Origin of the sequence: Tahibacter soli (assembly GCF_025717065.2) — a bacterium.
Lineage (GTDB): Bacteria > Pseudomonadota > Gammaproteobacteria > Xanthomonadales > Rhodanobacteraceae > Tahibacter > Tahibacter soli.
In genome coordinates this window covers 731,003-747,231 of record NZ_JAOVZO020000003.1, presented here as the reverse complement: position 1 = coordinate 747,231, position 16,229 = coordinate 731,003, and the positions used below count along the sequence as shown (strand labels likewise).

At 68.4% G+C, this 16,229-nt stretch carries 13 protein-coding genes; 9 read left to right on the top strand and 4 right to left on the bottom strand.

All coding sequences use genetic code 11. From position 1 onward, the window contains the following. Nucleotides 1-153 precede the first annotated feature (153 nt). The 8 genes from OD750_RS05735 to mgtE all read left to right on the top strand — a co-directional run bounded on the left by OD750_RS05735 (nt 154) and on the right by mgtE (nt 9,862). Nucleotides 154-546, top strand: a complete 393-nt coding sequence (locus OD750_RS05735; protein WP_263543304.1) for a PTS sugar transporter subunit IIA — start codon at nt 154-156, stop codon at nt 544-546. Then, nucleotides 539-808 (top strand): HPr family phosphocarrier protein, encoded by a 270-nt coding sequence (locus tag OD750_RS05730; protein WP_263543303.1) that lies wholly within the window; start codon nt 539-541, stop codon nt 806-808. The genes OD750_RS05735 and OD750_RS05730 overlap by 8 nt, the downstream gene beginning before the upstream one ends. A 47-nt stretch (nt 809-855) precedes the next feature. Then, the gene (gene ptsP, locus OD750_RS05725) at nt 856-2,613 is read left to right on the top strand and encodes a phosphoenolpyruvate--protein phosphotransferase (protein WP_263543522.1); all 1,758 of its coding nucleotides are present in this window, start codon (nt 856-858) and stop codon (nt 2,611-2,613) included. A gap of 66 nt (nt 2,614-2,679) precedes the next feature. Further along, nucleotides 2,680-3,591 (top strand): 2OG-Fe(II) oxygenase, encoded by a 912-nt coding sequence (locus OD750_RS05720; protein WP_263543302.1) that lies wholly within the window; start codon nt 2,680-2,682, stop codon nt 3,589-3,591. Further along, entirely contained in the window at nt 3,592-5,184 is a 1,593-nt protein-coding gene (locus OD750_RS05715) for a hypothetical protein (RefSeq protein ID WP_263543301.1), read from the top strand. Between the two features lie 3 nt (nt 5,185-5,187). Next, nucleotides 5,188-5,946 carry a class I SAM-dependent methyltransferase gene (locus OD750_RS05710; protein WP_263543300.1) on the top strand — a complete coding sequence of 253 codons (759 nt, stop codon included), beginning with the start codon at nt 5,188-5,190 and terminating at the stop codon, nt 5,944-5,946. 216 nt (nt 5,947-6,162) lie between these two features. Then, nucleotides 6,163-8,394: a hypothetical protein gene (locus OD750_RS05705; RefSeq protein ID WP_263543299.1), complete on the top strand. Its 2,232-nt coding sequence runs from the start codon at nt 6,163-6,165 to the stop codon at nt 8,392-8,394. Nucleotides 8,395-8,503: 109 nt separating this feature from the next. Beyond that, nucleotides 8,504-9,862, top strand: coding sequence for a magnesium transporter (gene mgtE, locus OD750_RS05700; protein ID WP_263543298.1), 1,359 nt, complete (start codon nt 8,504-8,506; stop codon nt 9,860-9,862). On the opposite strand, the gene tsaB is transcribed toward mgtE, so the two are convergent. Together tsaB and creD are read right to left on the bottom strand one after the other, a co-directional pair. Then, nucleotides 9,851-10,555 carry a tRNA (adenosine(37)-N6)-threonylcarbamoyltransferase complex dimerization subunit type 1 TsaB gene (tsaB, locus tag OD750_RS05695; protein WP_263543297.1) on the bottom strand — a complete coding sequence of 235 codons (705 nt, stop codon included), beginning with the start codon at nt 10,553-10,555 and terminating at the stop codon, nt 9,851-9,853. The genes mgtE and tsaB overlap by 12 nt on opposite strands. A gap of 3 nt (nt 10,556-10,558) precedes the next feature. After that, entirely contained in the window at nt 10,559-11,881 is a 1,323-nt protein-coding gene (creD, locus tag OD750_RS05690) for a cell envelope integrity protein CreD (RefSeq protein ID WP_263543296.1), read from the bottom strand. Nucleotides 11,882-12,109: 228 nt separating this feature from the next. On the opposite strand from creD, the gene OD750_RS05685 reads away from it, so the two are divergent. Beyond that, nucleotides 12,110-12,427 carry a hypothetical protein gene (locus tag OD750_RS05685; RefSeq protein ID WP_263543295.1) on the top strand — a complete coding sequence of 106 codons (318 nt, stop codon included), beginning with the start codon at nt 12,110-12,112 and terminating at the stop codon, nt 12,425-12,427. Nucleotides 12,428-12,627: 200 nt separating this feature from the next. Here the strand turns inward: OD750_RS05685 and OD750_RS05680 are convergent, their stop codons facing one another. Further along, nucleotides 12,628-12,978: a hypothetical protein gene (locus OD750_RS05680; protein ID WP_263543294.1), complete on the bottom strand. Its 351-nt coding sequence runs from the start codon at nt 12,976-12,978 to the stop codon at nt 12,628-12,630. A 199-nt stretch (nt 12,979-13,177) separates the two neighbouring features. Next, the gene (locus OD750_RS05675) at nt 13,178-15,607 is read right to left on the bottom strand and encodes a S8 family serine peptidase (protein ID WP_272841811.1); all 2,430 of its coding nucleotides are present in this window, start codon (nt 15,605-15,607) and stop codon (nt 13,178-13,180) included. Nucleotides 15,608-16,229 lie beyond the last annotated feature (622 nt).

The window sequence follows — 16,229 nt, the reverse complement described above, 5'->3', positions numbered from 1 at the left end:
TGCAGGGAAGTTTCAGTTTCCGTTTTTTATCGTGAGTAACGCGATGGCACTGTTTGACATGGGTTCGCGCAGCGAGCGCGACACCGACGAGGGGGACCAGCGCGGCGCAGGTCGCGTAGGGATCGGTAAGCCCTGGAAGGCGGTGAAACTGTCATGAGCGTCGGCATCCTGCTGTTGACTCACGAGGCGATGGGCGACGCGCTGGTCACGGCGGCGCACCATGTGATGGGCCAGTTCGCGCTGCCGCTCGAAGTGCTCGAGGTGCCGGCCAGCGCCGACCCGGACGCCGCGCTCGGCAACGCGTCGCAATGCGCGCGCGAGCTCGACCAGGGCGAAGGCGTGCTGGTGCTGTCCGACCTGTACGGCGCGACGCCGTGCAATATCGCGCAACGCCTGTCGGGCCTGGGCTTTCGCACGCACTGCGTGTCGGGCCTGAACCTGCCGATGCTGCTGCGCGTGCTCAACTACCCGAACCAGGATCTCGACGAGCTCGCCCAGACCGCCGCGAGCGGCGGCCGCGGCGGCATCTGCATCGATCATGCTTGAGCGCGACGTCGTCATCAGCAACAAGCTCGGGCTGCACGCCCGCGCCTCCGCCAAGCTGGTGCACCTCCTGCAGAGCTACCAGTCGACCGTCTGGCTGCGCTGCCGCGGACGCGAAGTGAACGCCAAGAGCATCATGGGTGTGATGATGCTCGCGGCAGGCCTCGGCACTGCGGTTACACTCAAGGCCGAAGGCCCCGACGAAGCGGCCGCGCTCGACGCGGTCGCGGACCTCTTCAACCGCAAGTTCGACGAGGGCCAGTAATCGCGTCGCATCCCTCGTAGAGACCAAGGAGCCAGGCCCCGGTGAGCATGCGCATCGTCCTCAAAGGCATCGGCGCCTCGCGCGGCATGACCTTGGGACGCGCGCGCCTCGTTCAGCCCAGCCAGTTCCTGGTCGACGAGACGCGGCTCGAACCGAACGAGATCGACGCCGAGGCCACCCGCCTGGAAGGCGCGCTGGAAACCGCGCGCGCCGAACTGAAGGTGATCCGCGCGAAGCTGCACGGCGCGCTCGCCCGCGAAATCGGCGAATTCATCGACGCGCACAGCCTGCTGCTGTCCGACCCCGAACTCGTCTCGGGGCTGTTCGACCTCGTGCGGCGCGGACGCTACCGCGCCAGCGCGGCGCTCAAGATGCAGCGCGACCGCCTCGCCGCGGTGTTCGAGGCGATGGACGATCCGTACCTGCGCAGCCGCCGCGAAGACATCGACCACGTCATCGGCCGCGTGCAGGCCGCGCTGTCGCGCGAAACGAGTCCGGCCGAACGCCAGATCGCCGCGCGCGTCGGCACGATCCTCGTCAGCGACCAGATCGCGCCGGCCGAAATGACGCACCTGGCCGAACAGGGCGTGCTCGGCACCGTCTGCACCGGGTCGAGTCCGCTGTCGCACAGCGCGATCCTCTCGCGCAGCATGCGGCTGCCGATGGTCGTCGGCGCGCACGACGCGCTCGCGCAGATCCACGACGACGACCTCGTCATGATCGACGGCGAACACGGCGAAGTCGTCGTGCATCCGACCGCGCAGGATCTCGCGCGCTACCGCCAGCACGCGCGCGACATGCAGCGCGAAGGCCAGCGCCTCGCGCAGCTCGCGCACGCGCAGACGCTCACCGCCTGCGGCACGTCGATGCGCCTGTACGCGAACGCCGAGCTGCCGGCCGAGGTCGCGCAGGCGCGCGCGCACGGCGCGGCCGGTATCGGCCTGTACCGGACCGAGTTTCTTTTTCTACAACGCCATCATCTGCCGGACGAGGACGAGCAGTTCCACGCGTACCGCGACCTCGTGCTCGGCATGGGCGGCCTGCCGGTCACGGTGCGCACGCTCGACCTGGGCGCCGACAAGGCCGACACGACCGGCCTTGCACTCACGCGCGAGCCGAATCCCGCGCTCGGCATGCGCGGCGTACGACTGTCGATACGCCGGCCGGCGCTGTTCGCGACGCAGATGCGCGCGATCCTGCGCGCCTCGGCCTACGGGCCGATCCGCGTGCTCGTGCCGATGGTGTCGCGCGCCGAGGAAATCCGCGCGACGCGCCGGCTGATGGAAATCTGCGCGCGCGACCTGCGCAGCGAAGGCCACGAAATCGCCGACCACTTCGAACTCGGCGCGATGGTCGAAGTGCCGGCCGCCGCGATCGCGCTGCCGGCGCTGATCCGCCTCGTCGATTTCGTCTCGATCGGCACGAACGACCTCGTGCAGTACACGCTCGCGGCCGACCGCAACAACGACGCGGTGTCGGACCTGTACGACCCGCTGCATCCGGCGGTGCTCAGACTGCTCTCCGACACGATCCGCTGCGGCGAAAAGGCCGGCAAGCCGGTCTGCCTGTGCGGCGAGATGGCCTCGGACACGACGTTCACGCCGCTGCTCGTCGCGCTCGGCCTGACCGATTTCAGCATGCATTCGGGCGCGATCCTCGAAGTGCGCGACGCGCTCGCGCGCTGCGACCGTACGCGCCTGCGCCGGCTCGCCCCGCGCCTGCTCAAGGCCGAAAGCCACGACGAGATCGCCGCGCTGCTCGCCGGCGCGAACCGGGGGAACTTGCGCAGTCGCGCGTCGTCGTAAAACGCCGCGCCGAGCCGCAGAGGTCCTGTGGCATCATCGCGCCGCAAACCGGAGACGACCGCCGCCATGCTCGACCCCACCGTAGTCGCCCGCGCGGATGAATACGCCGCGCAATTCAAGCAACGCGACCCGTTTCGCCACATCGTCATCGAAAACTTCTTCGCGCCCGAGAGCGCCGACAGCCTGCTGGCGCAGTTTCCCGATTTCGAGCGCGGCAACGCGCGATCCGAAAACGGGACGCTCGGCAACAAATCCACGATTGAAAAGATCCGCGAGCTCGGCGGCGCCTACGCCGCGCTCGACGATCTAATCAAGTCCGACGCGTTCCTCAAGACGATTTCGCGCATCACCGGCATTCCGAACCTCTTGTACGACCCGTGGTACTTCGGCGGCGGCACGCACGAGAGCCGCAACGGGCAGGATCTCGACGCGCATGTCGACTTCAACCGCCATCCGATCGAACCGTGGCATCGCCGCCTCAACCTCATCGTGTACTTCAACCACGAATGGGAACTCGACTGGGGCGGCACGCTGCAGCTGCATTCCGATCCGCGGTCGCCGGACAATCGCACAATCGACGTGCTGCCACTGTTCAACCGCGCGGTGATCTTCGAAACGACGGAATGGAGCTGGCACGGCTTTCCGCCGATCCAGCTGCCGGCCGACCGTACCGACCTGACGCGCCGCTCGATCGCGCTGTACTTCTATTCGGTCGAGCGCCCCGCCGACGAACTCGCGCCGACGCACTCGACGATCTACGTCGACCGACCGCTGCCCGAGCGATTCCGCCCCGGCTACACGCTGAGCGGCGACGACGTGCAGGAGCTGCGCATCCTGCTGGCGCGCCGCGACCAGCACAACCAGCGCCTGTACCGCGACATCACCGCGCTGACCGAGCAGATCGAAACCGCGAACGGCCCGGTGCTGCAGAACGTCATGCAGTACGCCAGACGGCTCGTCCGCCGTCTGACGCGCTGAGTGGAAAACGCGGCGCCGCCGATCGCCGATCGCCTGCCGGTCGCGCTCGCCGCGATCGGCGCGTTCGCGTTCGGTCTCGCGGCGTATCTTCTGGGACAAAGCGACAACTGGGATCTTGCCAACTACCACTGGTACGACGGCTGGGCATGGCTGACCGGCCGCGGCGACGCCGACCTCGCCGCGGCGCAGTTGCAGACGTACTTCAATCCGCTGCTCCCGGCCGCGCAGTACGCGCTGCTGTCGACGCTGCCGCCGGCGCTCGGCACGTTCGCGCTCGGCGCCGTGCAGGGGCTCAACCTCGCGCTGATTTACGTCATCGCCCGTGCGCTGCTGCCCGAGCGGTCGCGCGTGCTCGTCGTCGCCATCGCGTGCGTCGGCACGACCGGTGCCACGCAGCTCGGCGAACTCGGCGCGACGTTCGGCGACAACCTTCTGACATTGTTGCTGCTCGGTGCGATAGCCCTCGCCGTGGGCCGCGTCGACCGCCCGCGCGCGATCGCCGTCGGGCTCGTCGCCGGCGCGGCGGTCGGGATCAAGCTGACCGTCGCGCCGTTCGCGGCCGGCATCGTAATCGCGCTGCCGCTGCTGGCGAGCGGACGCCGCGACGCGATCGCGCTGTTCGCCTGTGCCGCGCTCGCGGCGCTCGCGGGTTTTCTCGCGACGGGCGGCTTCTGGATGTTCGAACTCGCGCAGCGCTACGGCAATCCGGTGTTTCCGCTGTTCGGCGCGTGGTTCGGCGGCGAGTACGCGCCGCCGGGCGACCTGCGCGACTATCGCTTCCTGCCGCGCGGCACACTGCAGTGGCTGTTCTATCCGCTCGCATGGGCGGATACGCCGCGCATCGTGTCCGAAGAATGGTTTCTCGACCTGCGCGTGCCGTTCGCGTTTCTCGCCGTGCTAGCGCTGCCGCTGTGGTGGCGTCGCGCCGCGTCGCCACGGCTGCGCTACGTGCTGGTCGCGCTCGGCATCGGCTACCTGGGCTGGCTCGCGCTGTTCGGCTACTACCGCTATCTCGCCGTCGTCGAAATGCTCGCGCCGGTCGTCTTCGTCGCGGCGCTCGGCGCGATTCCCGTTTCGAAAAAAGCAACAAGTATCTTTGTCGGCATCGTGCTCGCGCTCGTCGCGGTCACGACGAAGCCGCCGGACTGGGGCCGCCTGCCCGGCTACGGCGAACGCTACGTCGAGGTCGCGGTGCCCGACGTGCCGGATCTCGACCGCGCGACGGTGATCTTCGCCGACAACGGCGCACTCGCCTATCTGGTCGCCTCGTTTCCGCGGACGACGCGTTTCGTGCGCGTCGGCGGCAACCTGATGGGGCCGCCGCTGCCCGAATGGGGCATGGACCGCGAAGCCGCGCGGCGCATCGCCGCGGCCGACGGGCCGCTGTACGCCCTGCTCGGCAATGCGGATACCGCGCGGGCCGAGGCGGCGCTTGCGCGGCATCGGCTCATGCTCGACGCAAACGCCTGCCGCAGCGTCCATGCGAACCTGCAGCATCGCCGACCGGCGCCGACGCTTTGCGCATTGACGCGCGACGCGACGCCCGCGCCCGCCGGCGCGTCGCTTGACGATCCCCCTGAACCGAGAGCCTGACACATGACCCATTCGCTCGACATCGGCGCGATCGTCGCCGCGACCCACAACTTCCGCGCGACGCTCGGCAGGGTCAAGGAGGACAATCCGCCGGAAGGTTTCACCTGGTACGGCTACGACATCCTTTCGAACACGCACCACCTCGACTTTCTGCTCAAGGGCGAAAACCGCCAGTTGTTCGAGAAGGTGGGCGGCCTGCCGATCGCCGACATCGGCGCGGCCGACGGCGATCTGGGCTATCTGTTCGAATCGCTCGGCTTCGACGTCGACATCGTCGACTGGCCGGCGACGAACTGGAACGGCCTCCAGGGCGCCGCGCACCTGAAGGAACTGCTCGGCGCGAAGGTCGACATCCATCCGATGGACCTCGACAGCTATTTCACGCCGCCGCGCGCCGAGTACGGCGTCGCGCTGTTCCTCGGCATCCTGTATCACCTGAAGAACCCGTACTACGTGATGGAGAAGCTCGCGCGGCATGCGCGCTACACGTTCGTCAGCACGCGCGTGGCGCGCTACACGACCGACCGCCGGCTCGAACTCGCGCAGGCGCCGGTGGCCTATCTGCTCGCGCCGGACGAGTGCAACAACGACGCGACGAACTACTGGATCTTCTCGGTGCCGGGGCTCAAGCGCCTGTTCGACCGCTGCGGGTGGGACGTCGTCGAGTTCGCCACGGTCGGCGATGTGGAAAACTCCAATCCGTCCGAACCGCAGCGCGACGAGCGCGCGTTCGCGCTGCTCAAGAGCCGCCACTTCGCGTAACGCCGCGCGCCGCGCCGGCGACTGCGCGGCACCTTCGCAACGTCTTTCTTACATTCCCGGCGCAGCGCTCGTCTACGCTGCGCACGGCTCGCGCAAGACAGCGACCGGCCCGAAAAATGTCGGCTGTTTTCCACGGACACGCCTGTAGAAAAACACGCCCGGTGCCGTTCGCGTGCGATGCGCGGCCTTGAGGCGGAAAGCCGTTCGGAGAAATACATGGATCACGTCGCCGAGGACACGGCGCCCGCGCAGGCTGCGCGCTCGCCCCGGATACGGGCGGTCATGCTCGTCGTCACCGCCTTGCTGTTCTGCGCCGTCGTCGCGTGGCGCCTCCTCGCGATCGGGCCGTTCGGGTGGCACGTCGGTACGCCGCAGACCTGGCAGGGCGGACTCGAAGCGCTCGTGCTGGTCGCAGGCCTCGCAGGCTTGCAGTTCGTCGCGTCGTCGCGCCTGCGCATCGCGCTGTCGGCGGCGCTCGCCGCGCTGTATCTGCGCCGCCATGCCGTGGACATTCCGCTGCTCGTCGACGCGCTGTACCTGGAAATCACCGTCGCGCTCGGCGCATTGGCGCTGCGTGCCGGCGGCGACGGCAAGCCGCGCGACGGCGAAGACTACCTGCGCGCGTTCGCGCTCGGCCTTGCCGTGTGGAGCGTGTGCGCGTGGACCGCATCGGCGCTCGGCGCGGGTACGACGAAGGATTTGCGCTGGCTCACCTTGCTGCTCGCGGTCGCGCTGCCGCTGGCGCGCGCGCAGCCGCTCGTCGCGTACGCGGCACGTGCGTTCGGCACCCTCTCGCGCGGCGATCGTGCGGTCGCCGCGGCACTCGCCGGCTGGTTCTGCGTGCTGTTCGCGCGCACGAACGTGGTCACCGGCTTCGACCCGCTCTGGTACGGCCTGCGCGGCGAATACGTGCTGACCGGCGAAGTCTCGGCATACCGCTCGCTCGGCCTCGTCTCGCCGGTGCACTATTTTCCCAAGATGTACGAATTGTACCTGCAGCCGCTGAGCGGGCTCGGCGACTTCAGCGCGATCAACGGCATGACCCTCGCGGTGGGCGCGCTGCTCGGTCTTGCCGCGGCGCGGCTGCTCGCACGCTGCGGCGTCGACGATGCGCGCGCGCAACTGCTCGCCGCCGCCGTATGCCTGACGCTGCCGGCCGTCGCCAATCCGATGCTCGAACCCAAACCCGACGTGATCGCGTGCCTCTTCGTCGTGCTCGCATCGCTCGCCGCGATCGACTGGTTGCGCACGCGGCAATGGCCGGCGCTCGCCTGGCTCGCCGCGTACGGCCTGCTGGCGACGCAGTCGAAGCTCACGGCGATTCCTTTTCTCGGCCTGCTGGCCGTCGCGACGCTCGCGCACGCGTGGCTGCGGCGCGCGGCGCCGGTCGCGTCCTTGCCGCAGCCTGCGCCGTCACCGCGCGCCGCGCTCGTGGCGCTCGCACTGGCGGTCGCCGTCGCCGTATTCGTCACCGCACGTACGCAACTCCTCGCCGGCATGCCGACGATCGGGCCCGATCCGCTGTTCCGCCTGTGGCAGGCGCTCGGCTTCACGTTGCGCGAACCGGTCGGCACGCTGCAATGGAACTGGCCGCAAGAGTGGGCCGGCGTCCCGGCGCTCATCGTCGACTGGCTGTTCCGTCCCGAAAGGCTCGAGCACATCATCATCACCTGGACCGGCAACGTCTGGCTGTGGCTGCCGCTGGCCGCGTTCGCGCTCGGCGGCCGTCACGTGCCGCTGCCGCGCGAAGCCCGCACGCCGGCCGTCGCGCTGATCCTGGCCGGCGCGATCGTCGCGACGGCATGGCGCTACAACGCGCGCGGCGGCGACGGAAATTATTTCATCGCGGCGATCGTGCCGGCCGTCGTCGTCGGTGTCGCGATCCTGTGGCCGCGCGTCGCGCGCCACGCGGCGCTGCGCGCCGGCGCGACCGCGGCGCTGCTGGCGTTCGCGCTGTTCCAGGCCGCGTACGCGTTCTGCAGCGCGAGCTGGATCACCGGCACGCGCGAATTCGACCTGCATTTCGATCGCGGCCCGCGCGATACGCGCAAGCTCGACCGCGCGGCGTTCGAAACGCACGGCATGGCGCGGATCGCGCAATACCTGCGCGCGCTGCCCGGCGCGCCGCGCGTCGTCGGCTGCGCCGATTTCGGCGCGTCGGCGCGGCTGCCGGCGCGCTTCGAAGACCTCGTCACGATGAGCTATACGCGGCGGCACTACACCGACGACGCCGGCGAGCTCGTCGCCTACATGCGCCGCTTCGACGTACCGTACCTGATGCTGCGCCGGCCGACGCCCGAGTCCCGGCGCATGAAGGACACGCCCGAAGGCAAGGTACAGGGTGAACCGAACGGTCTGTGCACACCGGGCGCCTGGACGCCGCCGGATGCCGCGCTCGTCGTCGAGGACGCGGGCTACGTGCTGTACCGGCTGTCGGGTGTTCCCTGACGGCCGGCCTTCTCCCTTTGTGAACTTGTAGCCGAAACTTCAAACGCCGCCGCGCTAGCCGCGGCGGCGCGCAGCGTCGATAATCGCGCGTCGCAAACGGGAGCCCGCGATGGCCGAGATCGCCCAGGAACGCGCCGCCAAGCAACTGCGCCTGCTCGAGCAGGCCATCGACAGCGGTCGCCTCGGGCCGGTCAAGCGCCTCGTCAACACACTGTCGCCGGCCGAGATCGGCAACCTGCTCGAATCGCTGCCGCCCGCCAAGCGCCAGGTGGTCTGGGGCGTGGTCGATCCCGAGGACGACGGCGAAGTGCTGGTGCACGTCGGCGACGAAGTGCGCGAAGACCTGCTGCGCGCGATGGACCCCGACGAAATCGTCGCCGCGGCCGAGTCGCTCGACATCGACGACCTCGCCGACCTCCTCGACGACCTGCCCGACACGGTCATCGACGAGCTGCTGCGCTCGATGGACCGCGTCGACCGCGAGCGCCTCGAGCAGATGCTCACGTACGACGAGGACACCGCCGGCCGCCTGATGAATCCCGACGTGGTGACGGTGCGCGCCGACGTCACGGTCGACGTCGTGCTGCGCTATCTGCGCCTGCGCGGCGAGCTGCCGGAAGCCACCGACCACCTGTACGTGCTGTCGCGCCGCCGCCAGTACCAGGGCCGCATTTCGCTCGCGCAGCTCCTGACCGCCGATCCTGCGGTCGCCGTCAACCGCCTCATCGACGACGAGCAGCCCGGCATTCCCGCCGACATGCCGGCGCCCGAAGTGGCCGAGCGCTTCGCCAATCACGACTGGGTCAGCGCGCCCGTGGTCGACGAGAACAACGTGCTGCTCGGCCGCATCACGATCGACGACGTCGTCGACATCATCCGCGAGCAGGCCGAACACCAGGCGATGGGTGCGGCCGGCCTCGACGAGGACGCCGACCTGTTCGCGCCGGTGCCGCGCACCACGCGCCGCCGCGCGGTGTGGCTCGGCATCAACCTGCTCACCGCGTTTCTCGCGTCGTGGGTGATCGGCAATTTCGAAGGCGTGCTGAAGCAGGTGGTCGCCTGCGCGGTGCTGATGCCGATCGTCGCGAGCATGGGCGGCGTCGCCGGCACGCAGGTGCTCACGCTGATGGTGCGCGCGATGGCGCTGGGCCAGGTCAGCGCGTCGAACGCGGTGCTGCTGTTGAAACGCGAAGTGCTCGTCGCGCTCGCCAACGGCGTGCTGTGGGCGTGCGCCGTCGGCGGCATCGCCCTGCTCGTCTATCGCGACGCGTGGCTCGCGCTCGCGTTCGGCGCGGCGATGGTGATCAATCTCATCGCCGCGGCGATGTCGGGCGTGTTCCTGCCGCTGTTGCTGCGCCGCCTCGGCATCGATCCGGCGCTCGCCGGCGGCGTGATCCTGACGACCGTCACCGACTGCTGCGGCTTCGCCTCGTTCCTCGGCCTGTCGACGCTGCTGCTACTGCGCTGACGCTCGTGCCGCGCGCTGTTCGGTCAAGGTCAGCGCCACCTTGTCGCGCAGGTACACCGGCAGGGCGAGTTCCGGCGCCACCGCATGACCCGCCGCGAACTCGGCCGCGGCGAGCTGCACGACCGCGGCGGCCTGCGGGTACAGCGCGCCGTCGGACCAGCGCGGCGGCGCGCCGAGCCGCGCGCGCGCCGCGTCGCGGTAGGCGTCCCAGCCGCTGCCGATGACGTTCCACGCGTCGGCGTCCGGCAGCGCGAGAGCGTCCGCCGCACCGACCGATTCCGCCGCGAGCGGCACGAGGCCGCGCACGGCGTCGCGCACGAACGTGCCGGCGTACACCTCGCCCATGCGCGCATCGATCAGCGCGAGCACCGGCGCGCCGTTGTCCGGCGCGTCCCACGCGAGCGCGGCGAGCGACGACACCGGCACCACCGGCAGGTCGAGCCCGAGCGCCATGCCCTGCGCGAGCGACACGGCCAGGCGCACGCCCGTGAACGCGCCGGGGCCGCGCCCGACGGCGATGCCGTCGAGCGCGCGGCGCGTCAGGCCCGCCTCGGCGAGCAGCGCGTCGGCCATCGGCAACACGAGTTCGGCGTGGCGCCGCGGCGCGATCTCGCTGCGCGCGATCACCCGGCCGCGATGCATCAGCGCGACGGAACACGCTTCGGTCGAGGTTTCGATGGCGAGAAGATTCATGGCTTATCCGTTCTGCGCGGGGGCGGCGTCGACGGCGAGGCTCTGCCCGTACCAGTCGACGTTGCGGGTGAGGAACATCAGCAAGGCGACCACGGCCAGCAGCGCGAACGCGCCGATCAGCAGCGAATACTGCTCGCTGACGACGAGTCCGTACAGCAGCGCGTAGACCAGCGCGAGCGAACCGCCGAGGATCGCGCCGGCGCGCCGCGTCGTCAACACGGCCGCGGCATAGCCGCCGACCATCAGCACGACGGCGCCGGCCGCGCAGGCGTACGCCGGCGCGAAGCCGATCTGCTCGGACAGCGCCAGCAGCACGACGTAGAACGTGCACAGCGAGAGTCCGACGAGAAGGTACTGCACCGGGTGCACGCGAAGCCGCTTCAGCACCTCGAACAGGAAGAACGCGACGAACGTGAGGCCAACGAACAGCAGGCCGTACTTGCCCGCGCGCTCGTTGCGCTGATACACGCCGGCCGGCTGGAACAGCGCCGCGCCGAACGCCGATTCCGCGAGCGTCGACCCCGAGAACGTGCGTTCCTTCCACGTCTGGCCGAAGCCGCGGTTGAGTTCGAGCACCTGCCAGTGCGCGACGAAGCGGCCCGCATCGATATCGCGCTTGGCCGGCAGAAAACCGCCGATGAAGCTCGGATCGCCCCACGGCGCGTCGAGCTTGAGCGTCGTCGTACGCGCGAGCGGCAGAAACTGCATGCGTTCGGTGCCGGCGATCGTGAACTGCGCGGTCACCGTCAGCGGCGCCGCCAGCAGCTTGCGGTCGAGCGCGAACGCGACGGTGCGATAGCCGCCGATCGCGTCGCCGGGCGACAGATGCACTTCCTCGCCGTTGACCTTCACCGACGCGACTTCGCGCAGGCCCCGCACGTCGGCGATCGGCAGCCGCACCTGCAGGCGGTCGAGCGCGAGGCTTTCCTCGGGCCGGCGCAGCGCGGCGAGGTCGCGCTCGTCGAAGCGCGCGGTCAGCGACACCTGCGCCTCGTATACGGGCGTCTCGTAGATGCCGTAGCTGCGCAGCTGCGGCGCGAGGCTCGCGGTCATGTCGAGCTGCCCCGGCAGGAATACCGCGGTGTCCTCGCCGGTATGCACGCCCTGCTCGGTCGTCCACTGGTACGGCGCGGGCGCGGTCAGCACGGCGCCGCCGATCGTCTGCGCCGCGCCCCAGCGCGACGCGATGGTTTCGACCGCCTGATCGCGCAGGCCGCTGCGTTCGCTGATGAGACCCTGCACATAGGCGAGCGGAATCAGCATCAGCAGCGACAGGGCGCCGATGCCCAGCACCTTGAGCGTGATCGAATGGACGTTGCGCAGCATCTTCGCCTCTCCCGTAGTGATCGAGGCTGCATTGACGCAAGGCGGCGCGGCGCCACGCGGACGCGCGGCGGGCGGTCCGGCGGCGAAACATGGCAATGTGCAGGCGACCGAGCCGTTGCGGCGAAGGCGGCCCGGACTATCACCCGGCCGTCGGCCGTAACGATTGTTGGCATTTTTCCTGCATCGAGCGGAACCGAATTGCCAGGGGGCAATGATCGGATTCGAACGATGGCGCTTTCTTCCCAGGAAATGATCCTCGCGCTGCGCGCACCGAATGCGCACTGGCTCGCCGCGCTCGTCAACGCGCTCGACGAAGCGCTGCTCGACCCCGATTTCGGCGCGCAGCAGCGCGCGATCGTGTGCCAGCTGCTGCAGAGCGGCATCGTGCCCCACGGCGTGGCCCGCGCGGCCGACGCGCGTTTTGCACAATTCGAACAAAGTTTCGGCGATGTCGAAGCCGCGGAAGTCGACGAAACCGCCCCCACGGCGTCGCCGGCGAACCCGGGACGTCCGAAATTGACGCTGGTCGGCAACGCTGCGGCGTAGCCGAACGCTGCTTATTCCCGCAGGTTAAAAGGCCGCTTCCGCCGCTGGCCGCCCCCGCACTGCTTGCCCCACCGCTGTCCGGCGCGAACGTTGCGCCGGGCGGCGGTCTTGCTTGGGGTCTGGTGCGGTCGAGAGCAGAGACGCCTCGCGCACGGCCCATCGTCCGTCGTCGCGTTGGTCAGGGATTCCGAAATACGCAATCACCGCTCGGCATTCGGCCACAACGCTTCGCAAACTCCCGCCTTCTTCGACGTGCAAGCCATCTCCAAAGTGTGAAGCACGAAGATGGAAACTGCTGCCGTCACTCCCAGGCCAACGACACTCATCCAAACGGTTCGCCTGACCGCCCGCGAAGCAACCAATGCCAGGAATGCGCCCAGAACCGAGACGACTATTCCGTAGCGCAGCACATCGGTGCCGATATTCGCCAATTGCGCCCCGAAATCACTTTTCCACAACAGATACGCAACCAGCGCCCATCCCAGGGCAACCGAGACGGTCGCAAACACCGTCAACGCGACAACGATCGATGACCTATTACGCTTTGTCATAGTCACAGTTCGAATATCGGTGCCCGGTTGAATATACGCCCCAGTGATTCCGCAGAGCGTCACATATCCCGATAACCGCCTGCGCTAGCGGTCGACAAACTCTACCCATTTCCACGACCGTACCACGCTCATCGTCCGACAGATCACAAAAAAAAGCCCGGGCTCTCGCCCGGGCTTTTCGTTTCACGCTTTGCGCTTTTTAGTTCGCAACCTTGATCGACACCGTCATCGTCAGCGGCGGCGACAGGTTGCTCGCCTCGGTGAACGTCACCGTGCCGAACCACCACGTCGTCGTCGAGACCGGCGCGGCCGGGCCCGGCTGCGCGGTGATCGTCAGCGACTGCGTCGCCGGCAGCGTCGGCGTCGGGATGCTTTCGAAGCCATCCTTGAAGATGCCGTCGTTGTTCAGCGTGAACGACATCGGCGCCACCGTCAGCGCGATATCCGGCGACGGGTTGTTGACCGTCACGTTCCACGTGCCGGTCGGGAGCACGCCCTTGACGAGACGCGTCCAGTTGCAACCGGTCGCCTTCGAGCAGACCGTGTTGCGCATGCTCGCGAAGTTCATCGCGCGCTGGTCGGCGACGGTCGGACGCGTGGTGTTCGACGGGAAGTAGTTCGCGATGTCCATGACGAAGCCCGCGCGCGCGGCCTTGGTCAGGTCGACGCGACCGCTGCCGACGTCATCCGGCGTCCACGGCGTGGTGCCGTTTTCGCGGAAGCCCGAAACCGCCGTCAGCATCAGCGCCGACTTGATTTCGGCCGGCGTCCAGGTCGGGTGCACCGCCTTCATCAGCATGCCGACGCCGGCGATGTGCGGGCTCGACATCGACGTGCCGCTCATCAGGCCGTAGTTGTTGTTGCCCGGATCCTTGCCGGCGAGGATGTCCGTGCCCGGCGCGGTGATGTCCGGTTTGGTCAGGTCGGTGACGCCGGCCGTGGGGCCGCGCAGGCTGCCGCCGTTGAGCACGTCGCCCTGGCGCAAGCCCCAGGCGATCGGATCGATCTTGCCCGGCACGGCGGTCGGCAGGCTCGACGCGATGAAGTTCTTGAGCGCGAGGCCGGACGGACCTTCGATGAACCACGCCTTCGCGTTCGGCGACGTGACCGCCGACATGTCCATCGACACGGTGCCGAAGTTGATGATGTTGTTGTAGATCACCACGCCGACCGCGCCGGCGCCGATCGCGTTGTCGATCTTGACCGAGAAGTTGCAGTCGCCGCGCTGGATCAGCGCGATCTTGCCGGTGAACGTGCCGGCCGGGAAGCCGCCGCCCGGCGTACCGCTGTCGGGCACGTTCGGGTTCGCCGCGACCGCGTCGGTGCAGCCTTCGATGTTCGCCGGGTACGTGGCGATGTCGCCGAGAATCTGCGCGGTGAGCGGCGCCGTCGTCGAGCCCGGCACGAGGTAGATGCCCTGCGTGTTGGCCGGGGGCGTGCCCGGACCGGTCGCCGAGATACCGGCGGTCATCACCTCGTCCTGCGTCGAGTTGGCCACGGTCATGATCCACGGCCCCTGATGCGCGACGCGACCGCCCGGCGTCGCCAGCGTGGCGCTGGTGTTGCCGGCAGACGCCGCGACGAACACGCCGGACTGCACGGCCGCGAGGAACTCCTTGTCGGAGCCGGTCGACCACGGGTTGGTGCCGCTGGTGCCGCCGGCGGTCGGGCCGATCGAGTAGTTCACCGCGGTGACGTCGCCGGCCGCCATGAAGTTGTTGATCGCCGCGAGCGTGGCGTTGCCGCCGCAGGTCGTGGAGTCGCACATCTTGTACGCGCGAACCGCCGCGCACGGCGCGACGCCCGAGATCGAGTTGTACGGCGCCACGACGGGCAGCGTCGGGTCGATCGTCGTCGTCACGACGTTGCCGGCCGCGGTGCTCGAGGTGTGCACGCCGTGGCCGCCTTCGTTGTCTTCCGGATTCGGGCCGTTGCAGGCGCCGGTCGGGGTCGACGCGGTGGTGCAGTCGAGCGCGCTCTTGAGCTTGGGCGTCGCGATCGAGAAGCCGCAGCTCGCGTCGTTCGCGAACGACGGATGCGTCGAGTTCGTGCCGCCGTCGAGCGACGCGAGCGTCTGGCCCTGGCCGCGCGAGCCGATGCCGCCCGGCACGGCCGAGCCGTTCCAGATCGACGGCGCGCCGATGAACGTCGGCCCGCGGAAGGTGTCGAGCTGCAGCTGCGGGGTTTCGTAGATCGTCTTGACGCCCGGCACGCGCGCGACCGCTTCGGCTTCGGCTTCGGTCAGGTCGGCCGAGATGCCGCTCAGGGTAATATTGTAATAGTGTGTAATGTTCAGATTGCTGCGGCCGATCGCGCCGCGGATGTGGGCCAGATGCGTCTGCTGCTGCATCTGCACCGCGTTGAGGTAGTCGCGCGCTTCGGCCGCGTTGACGTCGATGCGGCCGGCGTCGGTGGCGCTCGTGACGGCGGCTTCGCCGACCGGCACCTTGCGCTGCTTCATGCCCACGCTGGAGTAGAACAGGCCCGGCTCATCGAATTCGATGATGTACGACTTCGTCGCGGCAACCGTTGCGCCTTGGGGCGACTGCGCCGTCGCCGGGAGGACCGCCACGCCGCAGATGCTCGCGCCGATCACGGCGGCCAGCACGTTCATTCGAAAATTGCGCATTACAAAAACTCCCCGCATGGACTGCTCTGATGGGCGAGGCCGCTCGACGATCCTGTGGCGACGACGCACTGCTTTGGGCGAACGGACCTGTTCGACCCACAGTTATAGCAACATCCGTGCTGGTAGGTAAGTTGCAGTGCAAGAAAGCGTCTAGACAATCGCAATCCCGTCTGTCGCAGGGACTTAGTGCGGGTGCATCAACGCAATCGGTCGGCCTCGATAGCGTTCAAACGCGCGTTTGGCACATGCCGCAAAACGCAGCCCTAGGTCGTGCGGGAGCCCCGACACGGGCCTCAAGATCGATTCAAATAAGCCTTTAGGATGAGTCACCTCGGCACCCGTACGCTTCGAATCGTCGACGTTTCGGCCAAAGCGCGGAACCCTGATGGTGCTCAAGCCTCGTACGTATTGGCAGTGAAGAGAAGCTCGAACATCCGAGGTCGAATATTCGTCGCGCACGATCAGTCGGTCGCTCATCTATATCAATAGCAGTGCAGTGCAAGGGATTGGTGAGAACAATACGACTACTGTGTTGTTCGGGCCGTCGAACCCATGAATGGGCGTCGCTGGTTGCCAGCGACATGAGCGGCCAAACTCAGCGCAGGCCGAGCTGCCGAACGAT